The sequence below is a fragment of the Rhizobium sp. BT04 genome (assembly GCF_030053135.1).
Taxonomy (GTDB): Bacteria; Pseudomonadota; Alphaproteobacteria; order Rhizobiales; family Rhizobiaceae; genus Rhizobium; species Rhizobium binxianense.
Map to the genome: position 1 here is coordinate 252,723 of NZ_CP125652.1, position 21,176 is coordinate 273,898.

General features: G+C 59.4%; 17 protein-coding genes. 7 read left to right on the forward strand and 10 right to left on the reverse strand.

Annotated elements, in window-relative coordinates; genetic code table 11:
- The first annotated feature begins 38 nt into the window (after window positions 1-38).
- From hppD to maiA, 4 genes are read left to right on the forward strand one after another with little or no spacing between them, the layout of a single operon-like run.
- A complete protein-coding gene (gene hppD / locus QMO82_RS09700; protein WP_183607644.1) occupies window positions 39-1,148 on the forward strand; it encodes a 4-hydroxyphenylpyruvate dioxygenase in 1,110 nt (369 codons plus the stop codon).
- A gap of 41 nt (window positions 1,149-1,189) precedes the next feature.
- The gene (gene hmgA, locus QMO82_RS09705; protein WP_183607643.1) at window positions 1,190-2,551 is read left to right on the forward strand and encodes a homogentisate 1,2-dioxygenase; all 1,362 of its coding nucleotides are present in this window, start codon (window positions 1,190-1,192) and stop codon (window positions 2,549-2,551) included.
- A 52-nt stretch (window positions 2,552-2,603) separates the two neighbouring features.
- Window positions 2,604-3,629: a fumarylacetoacetate hydrolase family protein gene (locus QMO82_RS09710; protein WP_183607642.1), complete on the forward strand. Its 1,026-nt coding sequence runs from the start codon at window positions 2,604-2,606 to the stop codon at window positions 3,627-3,629.
- Window positions 3,626-4,258: a maleylacetoacetate isomerase gene (gene maiA, locus QMO82_RS09715; protein ID WP_183607641.1), complete on the forward strand. Its 633-nt coding sequence runs from the start codon at window positions 3,626-3,628 to the stop codon at window positions 4,256-4,258. Before QMO82_RS09710 ends, maiA begins: the two co-directional genes overlap by 4 nt.
- Window positions 4,259-4,261: 3 nt before the next feature.
- Here maiA and QMO82_RS09720 read toward each other — a convergent pair whose 3' ends face one another.
- The 10 genes from QMO82_RS09720 to QMO82_RS09765 all read right to left on the reverse strand — a co-directional run bounded on the left by QMO82_RS09720 (window position 4,262) and on the right by QMO82_RS09765 (window position 17,694).
- A complete protein-coding gene (locus tag QMO82_RS09720) occupies window positions 4,262-4,732 on the reverse strand; it encodes an MEKHLA domain-containing protein (protein ID WP_183607640.1) in 471 nt (156 codons plus the stop codon).
- A gap of 414 nt (window positions 4,733-5,146) precedes the next feature.
- A complete protein-coding gene (locus QMO82_RS09725) occupies window positions 5,147-6,055 on the reverse strand; it encodes a hypothetical protein (RefSeq protein WP_183607715.1) in 909 nt (302 codons plus the stop codon).
- Between the two features lie 178 nt (window positions 6,056-6,233).
- Window positions 6,234-7,037, reverse strand: coding sequence for a transporter (locus QMO82_RS09730; protein ID WP_183607639.1), 804 nt, complete (start codon window positions 7,035-7,037; stop codon window positions 6,234-6,236).
- Between the two features lie 48 nt (window positions 7,038-7,085).
- Entirely contained in the window at window positions 7,086-7,874 is a 789-nt protein-coding gene (locus QMO82_RS09735) for a hypothetical protein (RefSeq protein WP_183607638.1), read from the reverse strand.
- A gap of 147 nt (window positions 7,875-8,021) precedes the next feature.
- Window positions 8,022-9,251 carry an alpha/beta hydrolase gene (locus QMO82_RS09740; RefSeq protein WP_183607714.1) on the reverse strand — a complete coding sequence of 410 codons (1,230 nt, stop codon included), beginning with the start codon at window positions 9,249-9,251 and terminating at the stop codon, window positions 8,022-8,024.
- Between the two features lie 192 nt (window positions 9,252-9,443).
- Window positions 9,444-10,835 carry a DUF1254 domain-containing protein gene (locus QMO82_RS09745; RefSeq protein WP_246718293.1) on the reverse strand — a complete coding sequence of 464 codons (1,392 nt, stop codon included), beginning with the start codon at window positions 10,833-10,835 and terminating at the stop codon, window positions 9,444-9,446.
- Window positions 10,836-10,904: 69 nt separating this feature from the next.
- The gene (locus QMO82_RS09750) at window positions 10,905-12,314 is read right to left on the reverse strand and encodes a DUF1254 domain-containing protein (RefSeq protein ID WP_183607636.1); all 1,410 of its coding nucleotides are present in this window, start codon (window positions 12,312-12,314) and stop codon (window positions 10,905-10,907) included.
- A 329-nt stretch (window positions 12,315-12,643) separates the two neighbouring features.
- On the reverse strand, window positions 12,644-14,902 hold the full coding sequence (locus QMO82_RS09755; protein ID WP_183607635.1) for a HEAT repeat domain-containing protein: 2,259 nt from the start codon (window positions 14,900-14,902) through the stop codon (window positions 12,644-12,646).
- 4 nt (window positions 14,903-14,906) lie between these two features.
- Entirely contained in the window at window positions 14,907-15,926 is a 1,020-nt protein-coding gene (locus tag QMO82_RS09760; protein WP_183607713.1) for an HAD family phosphatase, read from the reverse strand.
- A 97-nt stretch (window positions 15,927-16,023) separates the two neighbouring features.
- Entirely contained in the window at window positions 16,024-17,694 is a 1,671-nt protein-coding gene (locus QMO82_RS09765) for an arylsulfatase (protein ID WP_183607634.1), read from the reverse strand.
- A gap of 467 nt (window positions 17,695-18,161) precedes the next feature.
- Between QMO82_RS09765 and QMO82_RS09770 the strand changes: the two genes are divergently transcribed.
- The 3 genes from QMO82_RS09770 to QMO82_RS09780 all read left to right on the forward strand — a co-directional run bounded on the left by QMO82_RS09770 (window position 18,162) and on the right by QMO82_RS09780 (window position 21,064).
- Window positions 18,162-19,940 (forward strand): sensor histidine kinase, encoded by a 1,779-nt coding sequence (locus QMO82_RS09770; protein ID WP_246718292.1) that lies wholly within the window; start codon window positions 18,162-18,164, stop codon window positions 19,938-19,940.
- A gap of 2 nt (window positions 19,941-19,942) precedes the next feature.
- Entirely contained in the window at window positions 19,943-20,578 is a 636-nt protein-coding gene (locus QMO82_RS09775) for a response regulator transcription factor (RefSeq protein WP_183607632.1), read from the forward strand.
- A 150-nt stretch (window positions 20,579-20,728) separates the two neighbouring features.
- Window positions 20,729-21,064: a response regulator transcription factor gene (locus tag QMO82_RS09780; RefSeq protein ID WP_183607712.1), complete on the forward strand. Its 336-nt coding sequence runs from the start codon at window positions 20,729-20,731 to the stop codon at window positions 21,062-21,064.
- The last annotated feature ends 112 nt before the right edge of the window (window positions 21,065-21,176 follow it).

Sequence of the window (21,176 nt, forward strand, 5' to 3'; positions counted from 1 at the left end):
CTTTGCATCAATCAAGGTTCAATCCCCAGGAGGAGAAAATGGGCCCTTTTCCGCATGATGCGCCGCCTTCGGAAATCACCGCCGACAACCCGGCCGGCACCGACGGTTTTGAATTCGTCGAATTCGCCCATCCCGAGCCGGAGAAGCTCCGCGAGCTCTTCACACGCATGGGCTACGTCGCGGTCGCCAGGCACAAGACGAAAGACATCACCGTCTGGCGCCAGGGCGATATCAACTATGTCCTCAACGCCGAATCCGGCAGCCATGCGGCGCGTTTCGTCGCAGAACATGGCCCCTGCGCCCCGTCGATGGCGTGGCGCGTCGTCGACGCCCGGCACGCCTTCGATCACGCGGTTTCGAAAGGTGCCATTCCCTATGATGGCGACGACAAGATGCTCGACGTGCCGGCGATTGTCGGCATCGGCGGTTCGCTGCTTTATTTCGTCGAGACCTATGGCGCGAAGGGATCGGCTTACGATGCCGAGTTCGATTGGCTCGGCGAGCGCAACCCGCATCCTCAGGGGATCGGTTTCTATTACCTCGACCATCTCACCCACAATGTCTTCCGCGGCAACATGGACAAGTGGTGGGATTTTTACCGCAACCTGTTCAATTTCAAGCAGATCCACTTCTTCGATATTGATGGCCGCATCACCGGCCTGGTCAGCCGCGCCATCACCTCACCCTGCGGCAAGATCCGCATTCCGCTGAATGAATCGAAGGACGATACCAGCCAGATCGAGGAATATCTGAAGAAGTATCGGGGCGAGGGCATCCAGCACATCGCCGTTGGAACGGAGGACATCTACGACGCCACCGACCGGCTGGCCGACAATGGCCTGCGCTTCATGCCGGGGCCGCCGGAAACCTATTACGACATGTCCTATGAACGGGTGAACGGCCATAGCGAACCGATCGACCGCATGAAGAAACACGGCATCCTCATCGACGGCGAAGGCGTGGTGAATGGCGGCATGACGAAAATTCTGCTGCAGATTTTCTCCAAAACCGTCATCGGTCCGATCTTCTTCGAATTCATCCAGCGCAAGGGCGACGAGGGTTTCGGCGAAGGCAACTTCCGTGCTCTGTTCGAGTCGATCGAGGCCGATCAGATCAAGCGTGGTGTCATCGGCACGGCAGCGGAGTAAACTCCGGAGCGCTCTGGAGTTCTCGGGGAGAGGAGTTGAGCATGGACCAGACATCGATCCAGACGTCGGACGGTGAAGCCGCGACGGCAAACACGCTGAAATATATGCCGGGCTTCGGCAACGACTTCGAAACCGAGTCGCTGCCCGGCGCCTTGCCGCAGGGCCAGAACAGCCCGCAGAAATGCAATTACGGTCTCTATGCCGAGCAGCTTTCCGGCTCGCCCTTCACCGCGCCGCGCGGCACGAATGAACGGTCCTGGCTGTATCGCATTCGCCCGAGCGTGCGCCACACAAGCCGCTTCTCCAACGCCTCCTATCCGCTCTGGAAAACCGCGCCTTGCCTGGACGAGCATTCGCTGCCGCTCGGCCAGCTTCGCTGGGACCCCATCCCTGCACCCGCGGAGAGACTGACCTTTCTCGAGGGAGTGCGGACCATCACGACGGCAGGCGATGCCACCACCCAGGTCGGCATGTCGGCCCATGCCTACCTCTTCAACGAAGACATGGTCGACGACTACTTCTTCAATGCCGATGGTGAACTGCTGATCGTGCCGCAGCTCGGCGCCATCAGAGTGTTCACCGAAATGGGCATCATGGATGTCGAGCCGCTGGAAATTTGCCTCATCCCCCGCGGCATGATGTTCAAGATTTTGACGAGTGGTGAGCAGACGGTCTGGCGCGGCTATATCTGCGAGAACTACGGCGCCAAATTCACCCTGCCGGATCGCGGCCCGATCGGCGCCAACTGCCTGGCAAACCCGCGCGACTTCAAGACACCGGTCGCCGCTTTCGAGGATAAGGAAAGGCCTTGCCGCGTCCATGTGAAGTGGTGCGGAAAATTCTATGTCACTGACATCGGCCACTCGCCGCTCGATGTGGTCGCCTGGCATGGCAATTACGCCCCCTACAAATACGACTTGCGGACGTTTTCGCCTGTGGGCGCCATCAGCTTCGACCATCCCGATCCGTCGATTTTCTCGGTGCTGACCGCGCCCACCGAAGATGCCGGCACGGCCAATGTCGACTTCGTGATCTTTCCGCCGCGCTGGCTAGTCGCCGAGCACACCTTCCGTCCGCCCTGGTACCACCGCAACATCATGAGCGAATTCATGGGCCTGATCCACGGTCAGTACGACGCCAAGGAGGAGGGTTTCGTCCCGGGCGGCATGAGCCTGCACAACATGATGCTTCCCCACGGGCCGGATGCGCTGGCCTTCGAAAAGGCATCCAATACCGAGCTCAAGCCGGTGAAGCTGGAGCACACCATGGCCTTCATGTTCGAGACCCGATACGCGCAGCAGCTGACGAAATACGCGGCCGAGCTTGAGGGGCTGCAGGATAATTACCTCGAATGCTGGGACGGCCTGGAACGCAAGTTCGACGGAACCCCCGGCATCAAGTGACGTGTCAAGTGATGCGTCGAGCGAAGACACCCTCCGGCATTGGAATTCGGATATGAAACTTGCGACGTTGAAGGACTCCACCCGGGACGGCCGGCTGGTCGTCGTTTCCCGCGACCTGACCCGCTGTTCCGAGGTCGGTCACATCGCCCGCACCCTCCAGGCAGCGCTTGATGACTGGGCGCATGTGGCGCCGAGGCTTGCATTGATTGCCGAAGGCATCGAGACCGGAGCCCAGCCGACGATCCGCTTTCACGAACATGACGCTACGTCACCGTTGCCGCGGGCCTACCAATGGGCCGATGGTTCCGCTTACGTCAACCACGTCGAGCTGGTGCGCAAGGCGCGCGACGCCGAGATGCCGGCGAGCTTCTGGACCGATCCGCTGATCTATCAAGGCGGCTCGGACGCTTTCCTCGCGCCCCGCGATCCCATCCTGGCGGCGGACGAGGCCTATGGCATCGACATGGAGGGTGAGGTCGCCGTCATAACAGGCGACGTGGCCATGGGTTCCAGCCCGGAGGCCGCGCGCAGCGCCATCCGGCTGCTGATGCTCGTCAACGACGTGTCGCTGCGCGGCCTGATCCCGGACGAGTTGGCGAAGGGATTTGGTTTCTTCCAGTCCAAGCCGGCCTCGGCATTTTCCCCGGTCGCGGTGACGCCGGACGAGCTCGGGGATGCCTGGGATGGCGGCAAGCTGCATCTGCCGCTGCTGGTGAGCTTGAACGGCACGGCATTCGGCAAGGCCAACGCCGGCATCGACATGACATTCGATTTCGGCGAGCTGATCGCCCATGCCGCCAAAACCCGCCATCTCCTGGCCGGAACGATCATCGGCTCCGGCACTGTTTCCAACAAGCGCGACGGCGGCCCCGGCAAGCCGGTGGAAGGGGGAGGAGACGGCTACTCCTGCATTGCTGAACTCCGGATGATCGAGGCGATCGAGACCGGATCGCCGAAAACGCCTTTCATGAAATTCGGTGATCGGGTGCGCATCGAGATGAAGGATCAAGCCGGCCATTCGATATTCGGGGCGATCGAGCAGACGGTCGAAAAATACGAAGGAGCCGACCTGCGATGAATGAGGTGGTTCTCTACGACTACTGGCGATCATCGGCGAGCTACCGCGTCCGCATCGCGCTCAATCTCCTGGGCGTCAACTATAAGGCGGTCCCGATCAACCTGTTGGACGGCGCGCACAGGAAGCCGGACTATCTCGCGCTCAACCCGCAGGGGCTCGTGCCGACGCTGGTAATCGATGGGAAAACACTGACGCAGTCGTTGGCGATCATCGAATATCTCGCCGAAACCAGGCCGGAATGCGGATTGCTGCCATCCGACATTGCCGATCGCCAGCAAGTGCGGGCGCTTGCATATGCGGTTGCCATGGACATCCATCCGATCTGCAACATGCATGTCGTTACCCACCTCATGACCATCACCGACAAGGCCGACGCCCGCGAGGAATGGATGAAGCATTTCATCGCCGACGGTCTGCGCAAACTGGAAGCCATGATCGGCGAATTTGATGGAGCGTTCAGCTTTGGCGACAGGCCGACGATGGCGGATCTCTGTCTGGTTCCACAGGTCTACAACGCCCGCCGCTGGGGATTAGATATGACCGCTTTCAGGCGCATCGCCGATATCGACACCAGATGCGCCGACATAGCCGCTTTCCAGGCGGCGCATCCTGACCGGGTGAAACCGTAGAAACTACGCGTCCCGCCATGAAGAGAATATCGCAGCCTGGCCCAATCGCTTGCCCGCTTCATCGATGAGCTGCCAGACGGTCACTTCCTCGATCCAGAAACGGCGCCCCGATTTCGCGATCCTTAGACCGCGCGCATTGTCGACAAAACCATCGCGCGTGACGGCGTCCAGCAGCCGCTGGCGCTCGGCGCGATCAGGCTGCTCGGCCGAAAGCCGCGACGGCAGCGCGGTAAATTCATCCCAGCTATATTCGAAGCAGTTCTGCGCGGTGCGGTTGGCGTAGATGAAGCGCGGATCAGGCGCGGTATTGTGAGCAAGGACCACGAAAGGTGCATCGTTGTAGAGCCAGTTCGGCCCTTGCCCGTCCTGGACAAGACGACAGCCGGTGATGCGCAGATAGCTTCCGGTAAGGAGGGAGAAAAAATCGGCATCGCTCCTCAGATCGAGGGCGTGATTGTCATAGGCAAAAGTCACGAAGTGCCTCGTTGGTCGAATGCTTGGATGCAGGTGACATAATCGATATTCATTGCATCGGTCTACAACGCCCACCGCTCGGGAACGCGGCGGATATCGCTGGCAGGGCGTCGAACTGCTGGGTTCAGCCGGCGCGTCCCGACGAATGCGGACAGGATATCGCGATTGTGCGAGGACCGTCGTTTACCTTGTCTCATGACTTCTGATTGTGCCGCTTGCCAGAAGATCGCCCCTTGTGCATTGATCGGATACTGCGGGAGGAGGTATCAACATTCTCTGCGAAGCTATTGTTCTTCTGACCGTAATCGGGCGAGGCGGTCATCGCGGTGACCGTTGTAACGCGACGGCGCTCTAACACTTTCAATCCTCGCATCGTGCTTTCCGAAAATCGATTCCGATTTTCGGGCCGATGCGCTAGCAGCCGTCAAGCGCCTTGATCCTCGAGACCAAAGTCGTGCCAAACACATAGGTGGTCTGGACATCGGCGCGGCCCTTGCAGCGACGGCCGTCATTGGTGACGTATTGGTAGGAAACCCGGACATCATCATTGCCGCGCAGCGCCGTGCCTGTGAGTTTGAGCGGTTGCGACATCGCGCCGTAGAAAGCGTGGATCGACGCTTCGTTGAACGGGCCTTTGCCGCGCTTCTCCGGAACGACCAGCGCCGAGGCGGTTTCGCCATCGGCTGCTGCGAGCGCGGAGTAGAACGCCGTCACCGCGCCCATCGGGTCGTGCGGAAACGTCTTGCCCGCCTCGGACGCCGGATCAGGTCCGTCCTCGTCAATCGCGTCGTAGGTGATGCCCACGCTCTGTGCCTCGTCGGCGGTCAGCCACGCGATGCCTTCAGGCGGCGCTGACGTCACGTAGGCGATGGCAGTCTCGGACAATCCCAGCTGGTTGAGGTAGGCTCCGACCAGCGCGTTGGCGACACCACTCTCGCTGGCCTTGCCGTCCACCACGCGATAGGCGGCATGGAAGCCGATATTGGATTCGGGCTGAAGAAACCGGGGCGAACCGGCAAGCCAGGTGAGGGCGCAAGCCGAAGCGCACAAGGTCCCCGGTGGGGTGGCCGTGGCAAAGCCTCGAAGGCGGACGGCGCGCCCGATCTCGATCCCAGCTTTGAGATCTCCGCCCTCGCTGTTCAAAAAAACCAGGGCCTTGCTGGAGGCAGCGGCTACGTTTCTGAAGACGATTTCGTCACCGTCGTTCAAGACGCCCGTGACCGAGATGAGGTCCGTGTCACCCTCCAACGGCTGTCGCGCGATCTCCGCTGCAGACCTGCACGTAAGTCTTGTACTTCGAGAACGCTCGATGACTCGCCGAATCCCATAGCCCTATTGAAGCGCTCCGACTGGAGACTGCGTTCGAGGTCCAGGGACGCCAGCCTCTATGACCTCGGCCACTGCGGCCTAGGGCCACGTCCGACGACATGTCTTGTGCAGCGGACATGCGAGGGGAAGTCGGTTACAGGTACATACTAGGCGGTATCGTCGACCTGCGGATTCACTTTGGAAAGAGGAACGTCAGCGCGACGCGGAAGCCGATGCCTTCCGGGCCGTTCTCCGGTGCATCCGCCCAATAGCGGATGCCTGCCGTCAGGCTGATCGGCTGCTTGTCGATAGTGATCAGCTTGGCGACTGTGAAGTTGATCGGCACCGACCAGTTGTTTGTTTCCCAGTCGTAGGTGGATTCCGTGTTCAGCGAGAAGGTCCATGCGTCTTTGGTCGTGTAGGAGATGAAGGGCTGGAGGAAGGTCGAACTGACGTCCCGACGGTCACTCTGACCTGCAAACGACCAGATATGGTTGCTGAGCATGCCGTAGGTCCAGGGGCCATCCTGCTTGAGGACGACTGCGGTCGGACCCGCTCCCCATTTGCCGCTCCCGAGGAGCTCGTCCGTGGCCGTCGGAAGGAGGAACACCGGTCCTGCACCCCAGACAATGCCGCTCTCGGTCGGCTTAGAAGGGGAGAGAAAGAAGCTCTGCAACGTGTCGCCGAGACCGAACTGCGTGCCGGACGGTCCGGCGATGTCGTTCTGCCATGTGACCGGGAGGATGGTCCTTGAGATGAGGTTCCAGTCCTCATTGAGAGAGAAGGGGATGACCGGTTGGATGTTCAGCGTTGCCTTGTCGCCATCTTCGGGACCATAACCATGGTCGTAGTTGAACTGGAACGGCACGCTGATGAGCGAGGCGATCGGGTTCGACAGCTTCTTCGCGAGTTCTTCGCTCGACTGGGCGTTGACTGAGGTTGCAGAGAGACCGAGCGCCGCAGCGAACAGCATAATACAAACAGCGATGTTCTTCATTGATGCCCCAATCATTTGACCGAACCAGCCCCGACGCAGCCTTCGTTCTCAGAAGTGAAACGCTATCCCCAGGATCGGACCCTGCTGGACGACGTCGAAGACAAAGCCGTCGTTGTCGTAATCAACGCCGAGTGCGCGGTATCCCGCAACGGCCGAGATCGTGTCGGTGAACTTGTAGCCGAGCGCGAGCGCCACATCCCAGTCGAGATCCGCGCCGCCGGCGCCGACGAGACCCCATCCTGTCAGATAGATCTCCGGCGTGAAGAAGTAGTTGCCTCGGACGCCGACCAGACCGTCGACCCAGGTCGCGCTGTCATCGGCCTCGACGCCACCGAGGATCCCGCCATGGAAGGAGATGTTGGTGTCGACCGACCACACCCGGATGCCGCCGACGACATCGAGGTGTCCCGACTGGTCCTCCAGCACCGAGTAACCGACCCCGAGAAGTCCGGCGAAGGTCTTTGAGGTGACGTCGACGCTGTCGGCGAGAATGCCAAGCGGCGTATTCGCGTCTGCGCCAAGCTTGGTGTAGATGATGTCGCCGAAGACGCTGAACCGGTCGTAACGCGCTTCACCGGCGGCCATGAAGGCGAAATCGAGGTTCTGCAGGATGTCGCCGAAATCGGAGTCGATATGAACCTCCGGCAATCCGAACTGTGCAATGTCTCCGGAAATCCCTGCCATCCAGAAATACGGTGCGACCGTGAATGTCCAACCGCTCGGGCTCTCGACTACTTTTGCATCGGGTGTTAGCGGCGTGATATCGGCTGCTTGGAGGGATGTCGACAATCCCAGGCCCGCGCACACGATCGCGGCCTGTAGCAAGATAGACTTCATGATCAACTCCCCTTCATCGGCGATGGACATGCCCCTGATGTCCAGCCTTCGATTCTCTCCTGCACAATCTGTCAGAATATAAGCAAATGCTAAGTAACGTACGGTTACAATTGGTTGCAAACCGTGTGTCGTGCACCAGTGCTCGCACTATCGTTTGCAAGCTTGCGGGCGACGCCCGACTTCGCAGGCGGTTGCGGCCGTGCGAGCTGGCTGGCTCTTGCTTGCCAGCGCGCCCACGTGGTCTGCATAGTTGTCTCGGCTATTCTGGTCGACGGCAGCGACGGGCGCGGTCAGGATCAAGCCGGCGGCATGGCCCGCCGCCGCCGCGGTTCCGATCGTTGCATCCAAGATATGATCGCCCAGACCCACCCTGCTGTCTGTCAATGTCTGGCCCTCGGAGATACGCGAGCCGATGAGGCGGACGATTTCGGGTGACTCGGCGAACTTGGTGTGGTGCAGCCTGTCGCCCTGTTTGACCTTAGTGAGGTCGATCACGTTGATCCTGTTGATCTCCAGTTCCTCCTTGTACGGGGCCTGTTCAGGGTCGATCGCACCAAGCCGCGACACATCTCCCCAGACCCGGCGCGATACTGCGAGGGCTCGATCGTCGCGCGACACAAAGAGAGTGAACTGCGGGTGCTGTTTGCCCATATCGACGATCTGCTGGCTGAACACGTCGACATCGACATCGGGAGCCGCCAGAATGACGTTCTTGAATTTTGCAGGCAGCCGGCCGTTGCGGATCGCCATCTGGCGCAGCGATTCCAGTGTCAGCCAGTTGCCCATCGAATGGGCGAGAATGGACACCTCCTTCACTTCCCTGTCCTGGGCCAGATACTGAAAGAGCCGTTCGAGGGCATTGCGTGTGTAATTGGTGCTCTCGCGGTCATATCCGTAGGCAAGCAGGCTGCCACGTGAGGGCCATGTCACCAGCACAGGCGCGCTGTGGACGCCGGAGTCGTGGACGACCTGGGCGAAGCGGTAGACGGAGTCTTCGAAACGGGTGTTAAACCCGTGAATGAAGACAAGCACGCTTCCGTCAGGGGTTTTGCGGACACTGGTGTTGAGCCAGGCCTTGGCCGCTGCCTCGTCGATCTCTTGCGCCTTCAATGTCGCGAAATCGGTGGCCGGATTGGAAGGCAGCCTTCTCGGCCAGGCGACTTCGCCGACCTTGCGGACGCTGTTCGGGGGAATGGATACGGTGATATCGGCGAATGCGGGTTTCAAGGCGCGTTCGCCGGTGAACATCTCGCCGGGAATCGCCGAGCGGCTGCGTGTCGTCGCAATCAGCATGTTGACCTTCGTGGACTTCACCGACGTATCCGCGACCGGGGTCAGGACACCTTTCGGATGCCCGCCGCATCCATTCAACACGATGATCAAGACGCACAGAAGAACCCGGTGAAGACATCCGCTAACTTTCAACCCTATTTCAACTCTGTTTTTGCTTCCCACCGAGTTCCCTCATACTAGCGCTTGTCGAATGCGTTCTCTGTGCCGTTTTCCTCACAATAGTAGACGTCGCCGACAGCGCCGCACCGGACCTTGCGGCAAGCTGCGGCTGTCCCTTTACTGTGCCTTCGTCATCGCCGGCTGCTTCCACGTGCCGTCGAGCGCTGCTTCCTTCGGCGAGTAGAGGCGCATGATCGAGGAGAAAGGTCCCTTGGGCGCAGGCAGCCAGTTCGACTCCTTGTCTTTGCCCGGCGACCCGTTCTGCACATAGAAAGTCAGGCCGCCATCGGCATCCTTCACGAATTGCGGCAGCATCGGTGAGTTGAGCAGGTAGCGGTGGATCGGGTTGGCGACGAGCAGGCTCTGAGGTTGGTCATACATCGTCAGCGACCAGAACGCGTTGACCGGCGGCAATTGCCCCGGCGCAAAGTGCAAGGTGTAGCGATTGGCCCCGTCTAGCTTCTGCTTCGCTTCATCCACGTAATAGACCGGATATATCGCCTCTTGCTTCGAATTTCCGTAGATGCCGAGTACGGCCGCGGCCATGCGGTACAGGTAGTTGTTCTTCAGGTATTCCCGCGTGCCGAAGACATCGCCGGAGGTTATCTTCCCCGCGGCAAATTCCTTCTCCATGTCGGCGAAGTCAGTCCAGGCGTCGGCCATGCCCTGCTCGATGGCGGTTTTGATTTCGGGCGAGAGTGCGCTCGCGTCAAAGGTCTTCCCTGCGCCAATCCCGATCTTGGCGAAACGCGCCATCAGTTCGGTCTCGGAAGGATCGGTCGGACAGAACTGCAAGGTGAAGTTCAGGATGTTGAAAAACTCGAGCGACGTCTTCTCCTCGTCCGGCGTCAGCGGCTTGATGAAATCAATCGCCGGCGCGGCTGCCGGTGCAGGCTGACCGAGGAAAGCCGACAACGGCTCCACCTTGTAGCCGGCCTGGACTTTCTTGACGTTGTCGAGGTCTTCGGGGTTGAAGAGCTGGGTGCGATAGGCCGCGAACACGAACTCTGTCTCGGAGCGGATTACGTCCTTCACCCCTTCCGGCTTTTCGCCCTTCCAATTCGGGCCTGCGAGCAGGAAGCTGCCGCCATCATTGCCGGTCGTGCGGGTGCCGGCATAGGCAAAGTTGAACGTGTAGGCGTCGATGAACTGGATGCTGAAATAGCGCTCTTTTTCAATATGCGGCACGGTCAGCACGAGCGGTTCGGCCCGCAGATCCGCGCCGAGCCACGAGTAGGGTGTATCGGAGTTCGGCGTCTGGATCGCTGTATCCGCCGGCGTGTAGACGCGCGGAGTGTTGACCAAAGTGTTCCAGGGCGCCTTGTATTCGGGATTCTTGCTGTCTTCGAAATAGGCGTACTGGATGCGGTAGTGGTCCACCATCGGGAAGCCGTAGATATAGGCCTCCTTGGCGATAGCGCGGGCTTCTGCCGCCGTCACGTCTTGAGCCTGGACGCTGGTGGTAGCTGAGGCCAAACCACCGGCAAGTGCCAGGGCCATCATTGCCATGCGTAACATTGGGATGATCCTCCTCGGTGTACTGGCGTCTATTCCGCGAGACAATTTCCAGCCTCGCAATCACTGCATCTTGGTTATCGGCGGCTGCTTCCATGTGCCGTCGAGCGCTGCTTCCTTCGGCCAATAGAGGCGCATGAAAGCGATGAAAGGACCTTTGGGAGCCGGCAGCCAGTTCGGCTCCTTGTCTTTGCCGGGGGATTCATTCTGGACATAGAGCGTAACGCCGCCATCGGCGTCCTTCACCAATTGCGGCAGCATCGGCGAGTTGATCAGGTAGCGGTCGATCGGATTGGCAACGAGGAAGCTGCCGGGCAGCTCGTACATCGTCAGCGACCAGAAGGCGTTGACCGGCGGTAGCTCGCCCGAGGCAAAGTGGACGGTGTACTTGTTAATGCCATCGAGCTTCTGACCCGTCGCATCGACGGAATACACGGGATACATTGCCTCCTGCTTTGCATTGCCCCCAATGCCGAGTACCGCGCCGGCCATCCGGTACAAATAATTGTTCTTGAGAAATTCGCGCGTGCCGAACACGTCGCCCATCGTCACCTTTCCCGTATTGATTTCCGTTTTCTGCAAATTGGCGAGATCGGCCCAGGCGTCGGCCATTCCCTGTTCGATGGCGGTTTTCATTTCGGGCGAGAGCGTGCTCGCGTCAAAGGTCTTTCCTGCGCCGATCCCGATCTTGGCGAACCGAGCCATCAGTTCGGTTTCGGATGGAATGGCCGGGCCGAATTGAAGTACGAAATTCAAGGTGTTGAAAAACTCAAGCGAGGCCTTCTCTTCTTCCGTGGTCGGCGGCTTGATGAAATTGGTCGATGCAGCTGGAGGCGCGGGCTGGCCGAGAAACGCCGACAGTGGCTCCGCCTTGTAACCGGCCTGGACTTTCTTCACGTTGTCGATGTCTTCCGGATTGAACAGCTGCGTGCGGTAGACGCCCCATGCCAAATTGGTGTCCGAACGGAACACTTTCTTGACGCCCGCAGGCGTTTCGCCTTTCCAGCCCGGCCCGGCGATGAGGTAGCTGCCTCCGCCGTTACCTGTCGTACGGCTGCCGATATAATCAATGATGTAAGTATACCCATCGATCAGCTGGATGGTGAAATAGCGTTTCTCGTCGATGACCGGCATGGTCAGCACCATGGGTTCGGCGCGCAGGTCCATACCGAGCCACGAATATGGCGTGTCCGAATTTGGTGACGGGAACGCTCTGTCGGCCGGCGTGTATACGCGCAGTGTGTTGACGAGATGGTTCCACGGCGCCTTGTACTCGGGATTGGTGGCGTCGACGAAGTACTGGTACTGAACCCGGTAGCTGTCGACCATCGGGAAGCCGTAGATATAGGCCTCCTTGGCGATGGCGCGGGCTTCCTCGGGTGTGGCGCTGGCCTGTGCCCTCGCGGTGCTGAAACGGAGCGCTGGCGACAGGGCAATTCCGGACGCAAAGAGTCTTCGTGTAATGGCTGGCATAACTGGATCCCCCCACAATGCTGATGTTGAATGCGTCAGGCGAATTAGCGGACCGCGGAACCGAAGGACTACTGGGAGAGGGCGCTGGCCTCTCAGATCGCGTCGGTAAAATTGATAGACGCGTGCAACTGTTCTTATAAATATTAGCAAAACATAATATCATACGCGCTACAAGTGCGTAACGGTAACATTAGGGACTCCCGGCAGGCCGATCCCTGAATGTCGCAAGGACCGGCCCAGCCAATGCTTGGCCCGGCTGTTATTTCATCAGCTCGATTTCTCCCGGCTGCCAAATCGTGCGGCGGAAATACTTCGCCGATCTAAAACGCCTATTTCGGGTTAATCGCCTGTCGCAACTGCCCGATGAGACCTGAGATCTGCTGGTCGTGCGGCCTCAGTCGTGCCAGGACCTCTGCGTATTTCAATGCATCCGGCAAGCGTTGAAGCTTGAGACTGTATTGGAGAGCCAGGCCTATAATGTCTGCATCATCACCATGCGCCGCCCAGCGGTCCAGATTGTCCAGGGAGTCCTCGGTCCTGCCAACGGAATCGAGAGCGACCGCAAGTGTAGTCTTGTAGCGCGAGCTTGCAGGATCCAGCCGTACCGCTTCTTCGAGTTCCTTGATCGCATCAGCCATCGCTTTTTTGCGCACCAAGGATAAAGCATGCCCGTAACGCAGGTCTGCGTGTTCAGGCGAGATCGAGATCGCTTCCCGATAAGTTTGTTCGGAATTGTCGTTTTGTCCGGTCGCCCGATAAAACTCCGCAAGATTGGCGCGCGAGCCTTCCAGGGTGGGATCGAGAGAAATAGCTCGCCGGAAGGCGGCTTCGGCATCGGCTGTACGCTGTTGGCCGAATAGGAAGAAGCCATAGTTACTTTGCGTTTCCGCCACGTCAGCGTTCGTTTCGACATAGGCCCGCAAGTCTTCGACAGCTTTTTCAAAGCGGCGTCGCTGATCGCCAAGGAGATCCATGGGCGTGCTTCCGAGGGCAGTCACTGCTGCCACGCGCACGGCCCGCGTTTCATCGCCAAGCAGATCGCCGATCGCCTCCAGCCTGTGCTCCGGGGGGATGTTGCCGGCGGCTTCAGCGGCGCCCAGCCTGACGAGCGGATCAGCATCCTGCGAAGCTGCTCGAACGTCGGCGGTGACATCCGTTCCGCCGATCCGGCTCATTCTGGCTATCGCGCTGCCTCTGACGATCCCTGCCTGGTCGTGGTCGTCGACGAGCTTGCGGAGTGCCGCCATCGCAGCCTGATCACCATTCGTGGTTTCGGCGAAAGCATGGGCGATCGTCGGACGTCTGCGCCACTCGGTTCCATACCATTGGTCCATGCTCTCTGCTGCCCAGGCATTGTCCTTGCCCGCATGGCAGGTGGTGCACGCATTCGGCGTTCCGAAGTTCGCAGACAGATCGGGTCGAGGAATGACGAACGAATGGTCGCGTCTTGGATCGACCTTCATGTATGTGCGTTCCGGCATGTGGCAGTTGGCACATTGTGCTCCGGCCGAGCCGACCGGATGGTGGGTGTGGCTCGGCCCGTCGAACAGGCCGCTTGGATCCTGCTTGACGAAGCGCTCCGGCTTCGTTTGCGTATGGCATTGCGTGCATAGCGCATTGCCCTCGGCCTTCAGGCGGGCATCGTGCGGCCGATGGCAGTCGATACATGTCACCCCCGCCCTTGCCATTTTGCTTTGCTGAAACGAGCCATACTCGAACACCTCGTCGAGGATCTGCCCATCGGGGAAATAAAGATCCTGTCGGAGCAGCGCAGGAGAGAAGTAGTCGAGAAACGGCTTTCCCGGCTCATAGCCGCCCGAGAGTTTGGCGCGCCTGGAATGGCAGGCAAAGCAGATACTCGCATCGACTTTCGGCAAGCCGAAGTCTGGCTTGGAGGAAGACACTTCCTCGGATTTTGCCCACTCGACATGGTTGGCGGCTGGGCCGTGACAAGACTGACAACCGATGCTGGTGGCGACATAGGTCGAATTGTATTCGTTCGTCGCCGGTTGAAAGTTGGCTTGAGGATCGGTCGAATGGCAGTCAATACAGGTGCGGTTCCAGCGGTAGAATGGACCCGTCCAATGATACGTCGAGCCCGCTTTGGCTGCTGCGCCATTGCCGAGCCAGAACCACCTGTGTTTGGCTGTATCCCAGGCGACGTCGAGAGCCTGCAGTCGTCCTCCTCCCATATCAACGAGGTATTGTTGAAGAGGCTCATAGGCGAAGGTGTATTTGACTTCGAACTCAGTTTCCTTGCCGTCTGGACCTTCAGCTCTGACGAAGAAGCGGCCGTCACGACGGGAGAAAGTCGTAGCAACGCCGTCATGTTCAAACCGAGTATTGAAATTTGCCCGGACAGTCTTCTCGTCGGCTATAGCCATGGCGTTTGCGTGGTGGGATTTCGCGAAAGCGGTCGCTTGATCACCATGGCAGGACGCGCAAGTCTCTTCGTCTGCGAAACCCTGGTGACTCGATATCCGGGAATCTGGAACGGGTGTCGAGAAGCTGTCGGCAGCCAGGCTCCGTCCGGCAAAGCCGAGCAACAGGAAAAGCAGGACACCTGTTGACCGTACAGTTGCTGCCACTCAATCACTCCATGTGGACGTGGAAGATCTGCTTCCAGTCGGCTTTCATGTCGATGACGGTCCAGCCGGTGATCGCGGCTGCATCGAGAGCCTTGTCGAGGCGGCCGAATTCGGTCTTGCGGTCGTACGCGTATTCGCGCTCCGCGTCCGTGTGGTGAACAAGCATGCCCAGGCGCGCCGGCGCACCCGCCATCGTCGTCCACTGCAGCATTTCCAGGTCGCCGTCGGAATTGCCGAAGGCCGCAATCGGGCGACGGCCGATCTGTTGGTTGATCGCGACCGGCTTTCCGGCCTTGTCGTCGATGAAGTTGACCTCTGGCAGACGGTGCAAGGTCGGAGTGTCGTCCTGCATCTTGAACTCGGTCTTGATCGAGGAGCCGACAACCTGCTCCGGCGGGACACCGTAGATCTTTTCCGCCCATGGCCGCATGAACTCCACGCCACCACCCGACACGATGAATGTTTTAAAGCCGTTGGCGCGCAGGTAGGCCAGAAGCTCGACCATCGGCTGATAGACGAGTTCGGTGTAGGGGCGCTTGAATCGGGGATCGCGTGCCGTGGAAAGCCAGTCGGTCACGACCTTCTGGAAATCGTCGTTGGTCATTCCCGCATGGGTGACCATGATGAGCTCGAGAAGGCCTTTTTCGCCAGATGCGGCCAGCGTCTTCATGTCGCCTTCGAGCACCGCCTTGAATGGCTGTACATCTTTCCATTCCGGATGCGCCGGAGCGAGCGTCTTCACGCGGTCCAAGGCGAAGGCAAGCTGGATGTACATCGGATGCTCGACCCATAGCGTGCCGTCATTGTCGAACACGGCGATGCGTTCCGGTTCCGGCACGAAGTCGGGCGAACCCGCCTTGCTCACCTTCTCGACGAAGCCGACGATGGCCGCTTTCGGAGCGGTGCCGTTCCAAGACGGCAGAGGATCGGTCTGGCACAGCGCCGGCGCAGCGACGAGAACGACGGCTGCGACGCCCAACGCCGCGCTACGCGCCAGACTCAGGAAATCATAGGTCTCGAACATCTGGAGTCCTCCCGTGGTTTGGTGACAGCTTCGTTCCTTGGATACGCTCCCCGAACATGCGGCGGCCCCGGTTTGAGCCGGGGCCGCCAATCGCATCCTAGTTGCCGGTCGGCAAAGAAATGGCGACGCCTTCCTTCCCAAGCTGCTCGCGCACCCACTGGAACCGCTCATAGTTCGATAGCGTGATCGGGCCAGTATAGGTCAGGCTCTGCTGTTTGCGTGGCGGATACTGTACGTACGTGGCCATGATCTTCTTCAGTTCCTCCCCCATGATCACGCCCATCCAGGTCCGCTCGGTAAAGTTGTTCATGAAAATGTCGTAGCGTTCCTGCGGGTCCTGCCACAAATCGAACACCTGGGGTACGGTGGCGACATATTTCTCCGCGCCCTTCCAGCCGAGGTTGGAATCGACGGCGAGCCCACCGGTCGAGGCTCCGTCATCGCCACGGATATTGAACGCGAACTTGTAATTGTTGACACGGATCGCCCCCGGCGAGAGCTCGTTTTCGGTAAAGTAGAACCATGATTTGCGTGCCGACTTGCCCGTGCCGAGCAGGATCGGCGACATGTCATAGCTGTCGAAGATGATCGGCTTGTCTTCGCGGTCCTTGTCCGGCAAGGGTACGCTGCCGACCGAGGCGAAGGTAGCCATCAGATCGAGACCGCCAACGATGTCGTGGTTCTTGGTGTCAGGTTTGATCTTGCCAGGCCACACTGCGATTGCGGGAACGCGATTGCCGCCCTCGCGCAAGGTGCCCTTGGTGCCGCGAAACGGGGTGTATCCGGCATCGGGATAAACGTCCTGCCAGGCTCCGTTGTCGGTCGTGTAGAAAACCAGCGTGTTTCGGTCCATGCCAGTTTCACGCAGCTTGTCCATGATCCTGCCGATGTGCGTGTCAAGCTCGACGATCGAGTCTGCATATTTCGACTTCGAGAGCGACTTATGCTCGAATTCCGGTGCTGGCATGTTAGGCTGGTGCACCTTCATGAAGTTGACGTTGATGAAGAACGGCTGGTCTGGCTTTTTCGAAGCCGTGTCGAGAAATTCGATCGCCGCCTTCTCGACGTAACCATCGAAGAACGGAATGCCGACTACACCTTCCTTGCCGTCGATTACCGGTGTGTTGACGTACTGACCGTTGATCTTGAAGTCCTCCTTGACCTCGCCACCGGCCTTGCCGGAGAGGGAGCCCTTCGTAACCTTCTGGAACATAGCCCGCAGTTCCGGATCCATGTCCGGAAACCACGTCGGATCGGCATAGGTGTAGGCGTTGAGATGATAGAGGCCGACATATTTCATCTCATCGTAGCCCTGGGCGATCGGTAGCGCATAATCCGCTTCCCCGAGATGCCACTTTCCCGTGAAGTAGGTCTGATATCCGCCGCGCTTCAGTACCGAGGCTAGCGTCCATTCGGCGGCGGGGAGACCACCACCCTGGCCTTGGAAGGCCACCGTGGTCATGCCGCTTCTGTTCGGAATGCGTCCGGTCTGCATGGCAGCACGGCCAGGCGTGCAGCTCGGCTGCGCATAGAACGAAAAGAAGGTCATTCCTTCGTCGGCAAGCGCGTCGATGTTCGGGGTCGGCATTCCCCGTCCTTCGCCGCCGCCATACGGGCCAAGATCGCCGTAGCCGGTGTCGTCGGACACGATGAACAGGATGTTGGGCTTTTTCTGTGCCTCTTGAGCCTGCACTGGGGTGAATGCGCTGTAGAGAGCGGCCGTAGCAGTCAAGGCACCAAAGCCGTAGCTGAGGATCATGCGATGCATTTTCTTCTCCTCCCTTTGAGCGTTCCGGCCGGACGATGATTCACCGAGATGCACAGCGGCAACCAATGAGTGACGGAGGTCGTGTGTTCACATGGAATTCAATCGAAACGGCTGGGGCAATCCTAAATTCCGCACGCCAGTTCAGGCTGGAACGGCGTCCAGCTCAAGTGTCCATTGCGGCCAAAGACACCCATAACGAGCACCCTACCTAACGGCGGTCCCCCGCGATATTGTACCTTCGGGCAACGCGGCTCTTTGTGATCTTCGCCACGGCGGCTGGCCAGGCGGTCTCGATGTCGGCGCGGATGACGCTGCTTGGCTAACCTGCTATTATCGCTCCGCCTGTGGGGGCAGGGACGATGGGTAGGGTTCACAATGGGAAGGTTCGATCGAGCCGATTTGCCCGGAGTCAGGTCGCACTCTGTTGCCTGTTGCTTGTGATCCTCGCCGCCGCACCAGCCGTCTCGATGGAGATCGTTGGCCGGGTTCCGCGCATACTCATCCTTTATCCCTATGACGAAAGGATCGCGGCAACGACTGCTGCGGGAGAGGCTGTGAGAACCCGGCTGCTGGAAGCCACCACAGGCAAGATCGATATTTTTTCGGAGTTTCTCGACCTTTCGAGATTTCCGGAAGAGACCCACGTCGCTGGGATGGCACGCTATCTCACCGATAAATATGCCGATCGCCGCCCGGATGTGGTGATTGCGCTTGGCGAGGAATCGGCAAGCTTCATCGTCCCCAACCGCGAGACCATCGCCCCCGGCGCGCGCATAGTTGTCACCGGATTCAGCAGCTCCACCGCTCGGGCGATGCGCTTGCCGAGCGATGTGGTCGGGGCCTTCAACGAGTATGACATCACAAAGACGCTTGAGATGGCTCGCAGTCTTCAGCCGAAGGCACGGCATCTTTTCATCATCGGGGGATCGGCAGACTTCGACCGTGCGTGGCTCGCAACGGCTCGTGACGATCTTAGGGATTTGGCCAAGGACTATGAAACCACCTACCTGGAGGATTTGACGATCGACGAATTCGTCGAGCGTGCCGCTCACCTTCCGCCCGACAGCATCGTCCTGGCCCTGACGATCTTTAGAGATCACACCGGCCGCAATTTTATTCCGCGCGAAGCCATCAAACAGATATCGGCAACTGCCAGCGCACCAGTCTACGGTCCTTATCCCACTTACATCGACTACGGCATCGTCGGAGGCAACATGGTCACGTTCGAGTCGCTGGGCTTGACGGTGGCCGACCTTGCCGTCGATGCGATTGCCGGTAAGCCGATTGCCAGTGTCGATGTACCGCAGACTTATATTGCAGATGCGAGGCAGCTCGAGCGCTGGGGGTTGTCGGAGGACAAACTTCCGCCCGGAACGATCCAGTGGTTCAGGGAAAAAACACTCTGGGAGGAGCACTGGGTGGTGATCCTCGCCATAATCACCGTCATCGCCGCGCAAGGCGTCGTCATTGCCGGCCTGCTTGCCGAACGCCGTCGCCGCCGTGCTGCGGAACTGGAATCGCGTGTTCGTCTCCTCGAACTGGTGCATCTCAACCAGTCCGCGACGGCGGGCGCGTTGACAGCGTCCATTGCACATGAACTCAACCAGCCACTCGGCGCGATCCGCAGCAACGCCGAGGCGGCAGAGCTCCTACTCCGGGGCGAGAGGCCCGATCTCAAACTCATTCAACAGATTGTCGCAGACATTCTCGATGACGATCAGCGTGCCGGCGATATCATTCTCCGATTGAGGGGGCTGCTTAAGAAGCGCAGCGAGATTGATTGGCAGGAGTTCGACCTCAATGAGGTAATCCACAGCGCGATCCGCATTCTCCACCCCGAAGCCGAACGGCGAAACATCCTGGTAAGCTCCAGCGGCCCGACGGAGGAATTGCATGTCCGAGCCGACAAGGTCCATATCCAGCAAGTCATTCTCAACCTCGCAACCAATGCGATGGATGCCATGCTCGACGTGGCGGCGACCGAGAGAAGGCTGGTGGTCCAGACCCGTCTCACCCAGGAATCCAAGGTCGAGCTGTCGATTTCCGATACCGGCCGCGGCATCCCCAGCGAAAAGCTCGTCGGTGTTTTTGAGGCATTCTATACGACGAAGCCGACCGGCACCGGGCTTGGTCTTCCGATCGCACGGATGATCGTCGAAGCCTACGCCGGCAAGATATGGGCGGACAACAATCCGGAGGGCGGCGCGGTTTTCCGTTTCGTCCTGCCGCTTGCGCGGAGTCGATAGCCATGGGTCCTATCATTCACATCGTCGATGACGACCAGTCATTCCGAACCGCGATCGGGCGAATGATCGAGGCGTCCGGATTCCGGGTGGCGCTCTATGAATCAGGCGAACAGTTTCTCGCGCATCTGCCGAATGCCGGGCCAGGCTGCATCCTTCTCGATCTCCAATTGCCTGGTCTGAGCGGATCTGACCTGCAGAGCCGTCTTGCGGAGACTGTCCCGCTGCTGCCGATCATCTACCTGACGGGCGAAGGCGACATTCAAGCCAGCGTCCGGGCAATCAAGGCGGGTGCGGAAGACTTCCTGGAGAAGCCGGCATCGGGCAAGACCGTAGTGGAGGCGATCGACCGAGCGCTGCTCCAGTACGAAAGACGACGTATGGCATATGATCGCATCCATACATTCGAGACTCTCCTGGCAAACCTGACACCGCGCGAAGCGCAGGTTTTCGATTTGATTGTTCGCGGTAAGCTCAACAAGCAAATCGCCTACGCCCTCGGAACGTCCGAGAGAACGGTCAAGGCCCACCGCCACTGCGTCATGGAAAAGCTCGGGGCGCGTTCGCTTGCCGAGGCGGTGTCAATCGCCGAAAGAATGGGACGTCTCGAACCCGCGTCAAACCCACCGCGTCACGTCTGAACGCGGAAACGCTTCCCTTTAGGACAGTATCGGAGAGCCTTGGACGGCTCTATCATCGATAGAGCCGGTCGCCTTCTCGGCTGGCTGAAGCGAGGCACAAAATTGGAACTCCCACCAAGCATAGTGGCTGTCGTGGAAGACGATCCGAGCATGCGCAGGAGCGTCCGGAGGTTGCTGAATGCCTATGGCTTTTTGACCGAGGAATATTCGTCCGCCGAGGCATTTCTGAGCCGCGACGCCGCGAGCAAGGTTGAATGCCTCGTGCTGGATATTGATCTCGGCGGTATGTCCGGGATAGAGCTGCAGCGACGATTGAGGGATTCCGGTTCCAAGCTTCCGGTAATTTTCATCACGGCTCTCGAAGAGAGTGCAGTGGAAGCAGACGCGGTGCAAGCGGGATGCATCGCCTATCTGCATAAGCCGTTTCCAGGTGCCTTGCTGATCAACGCCGTTAACAAGGCACTGGCGGCTTCCACGTCCGATTGAACGGCAAATATGAGCCTTCCATAGCGCCTTCTCCAATGCAAGCATCGGCCGCTCCGCGACGAAGGCGATCACTTTCTCGTATGGAAGGCGGACGTCGACATGGCGAGGGTGC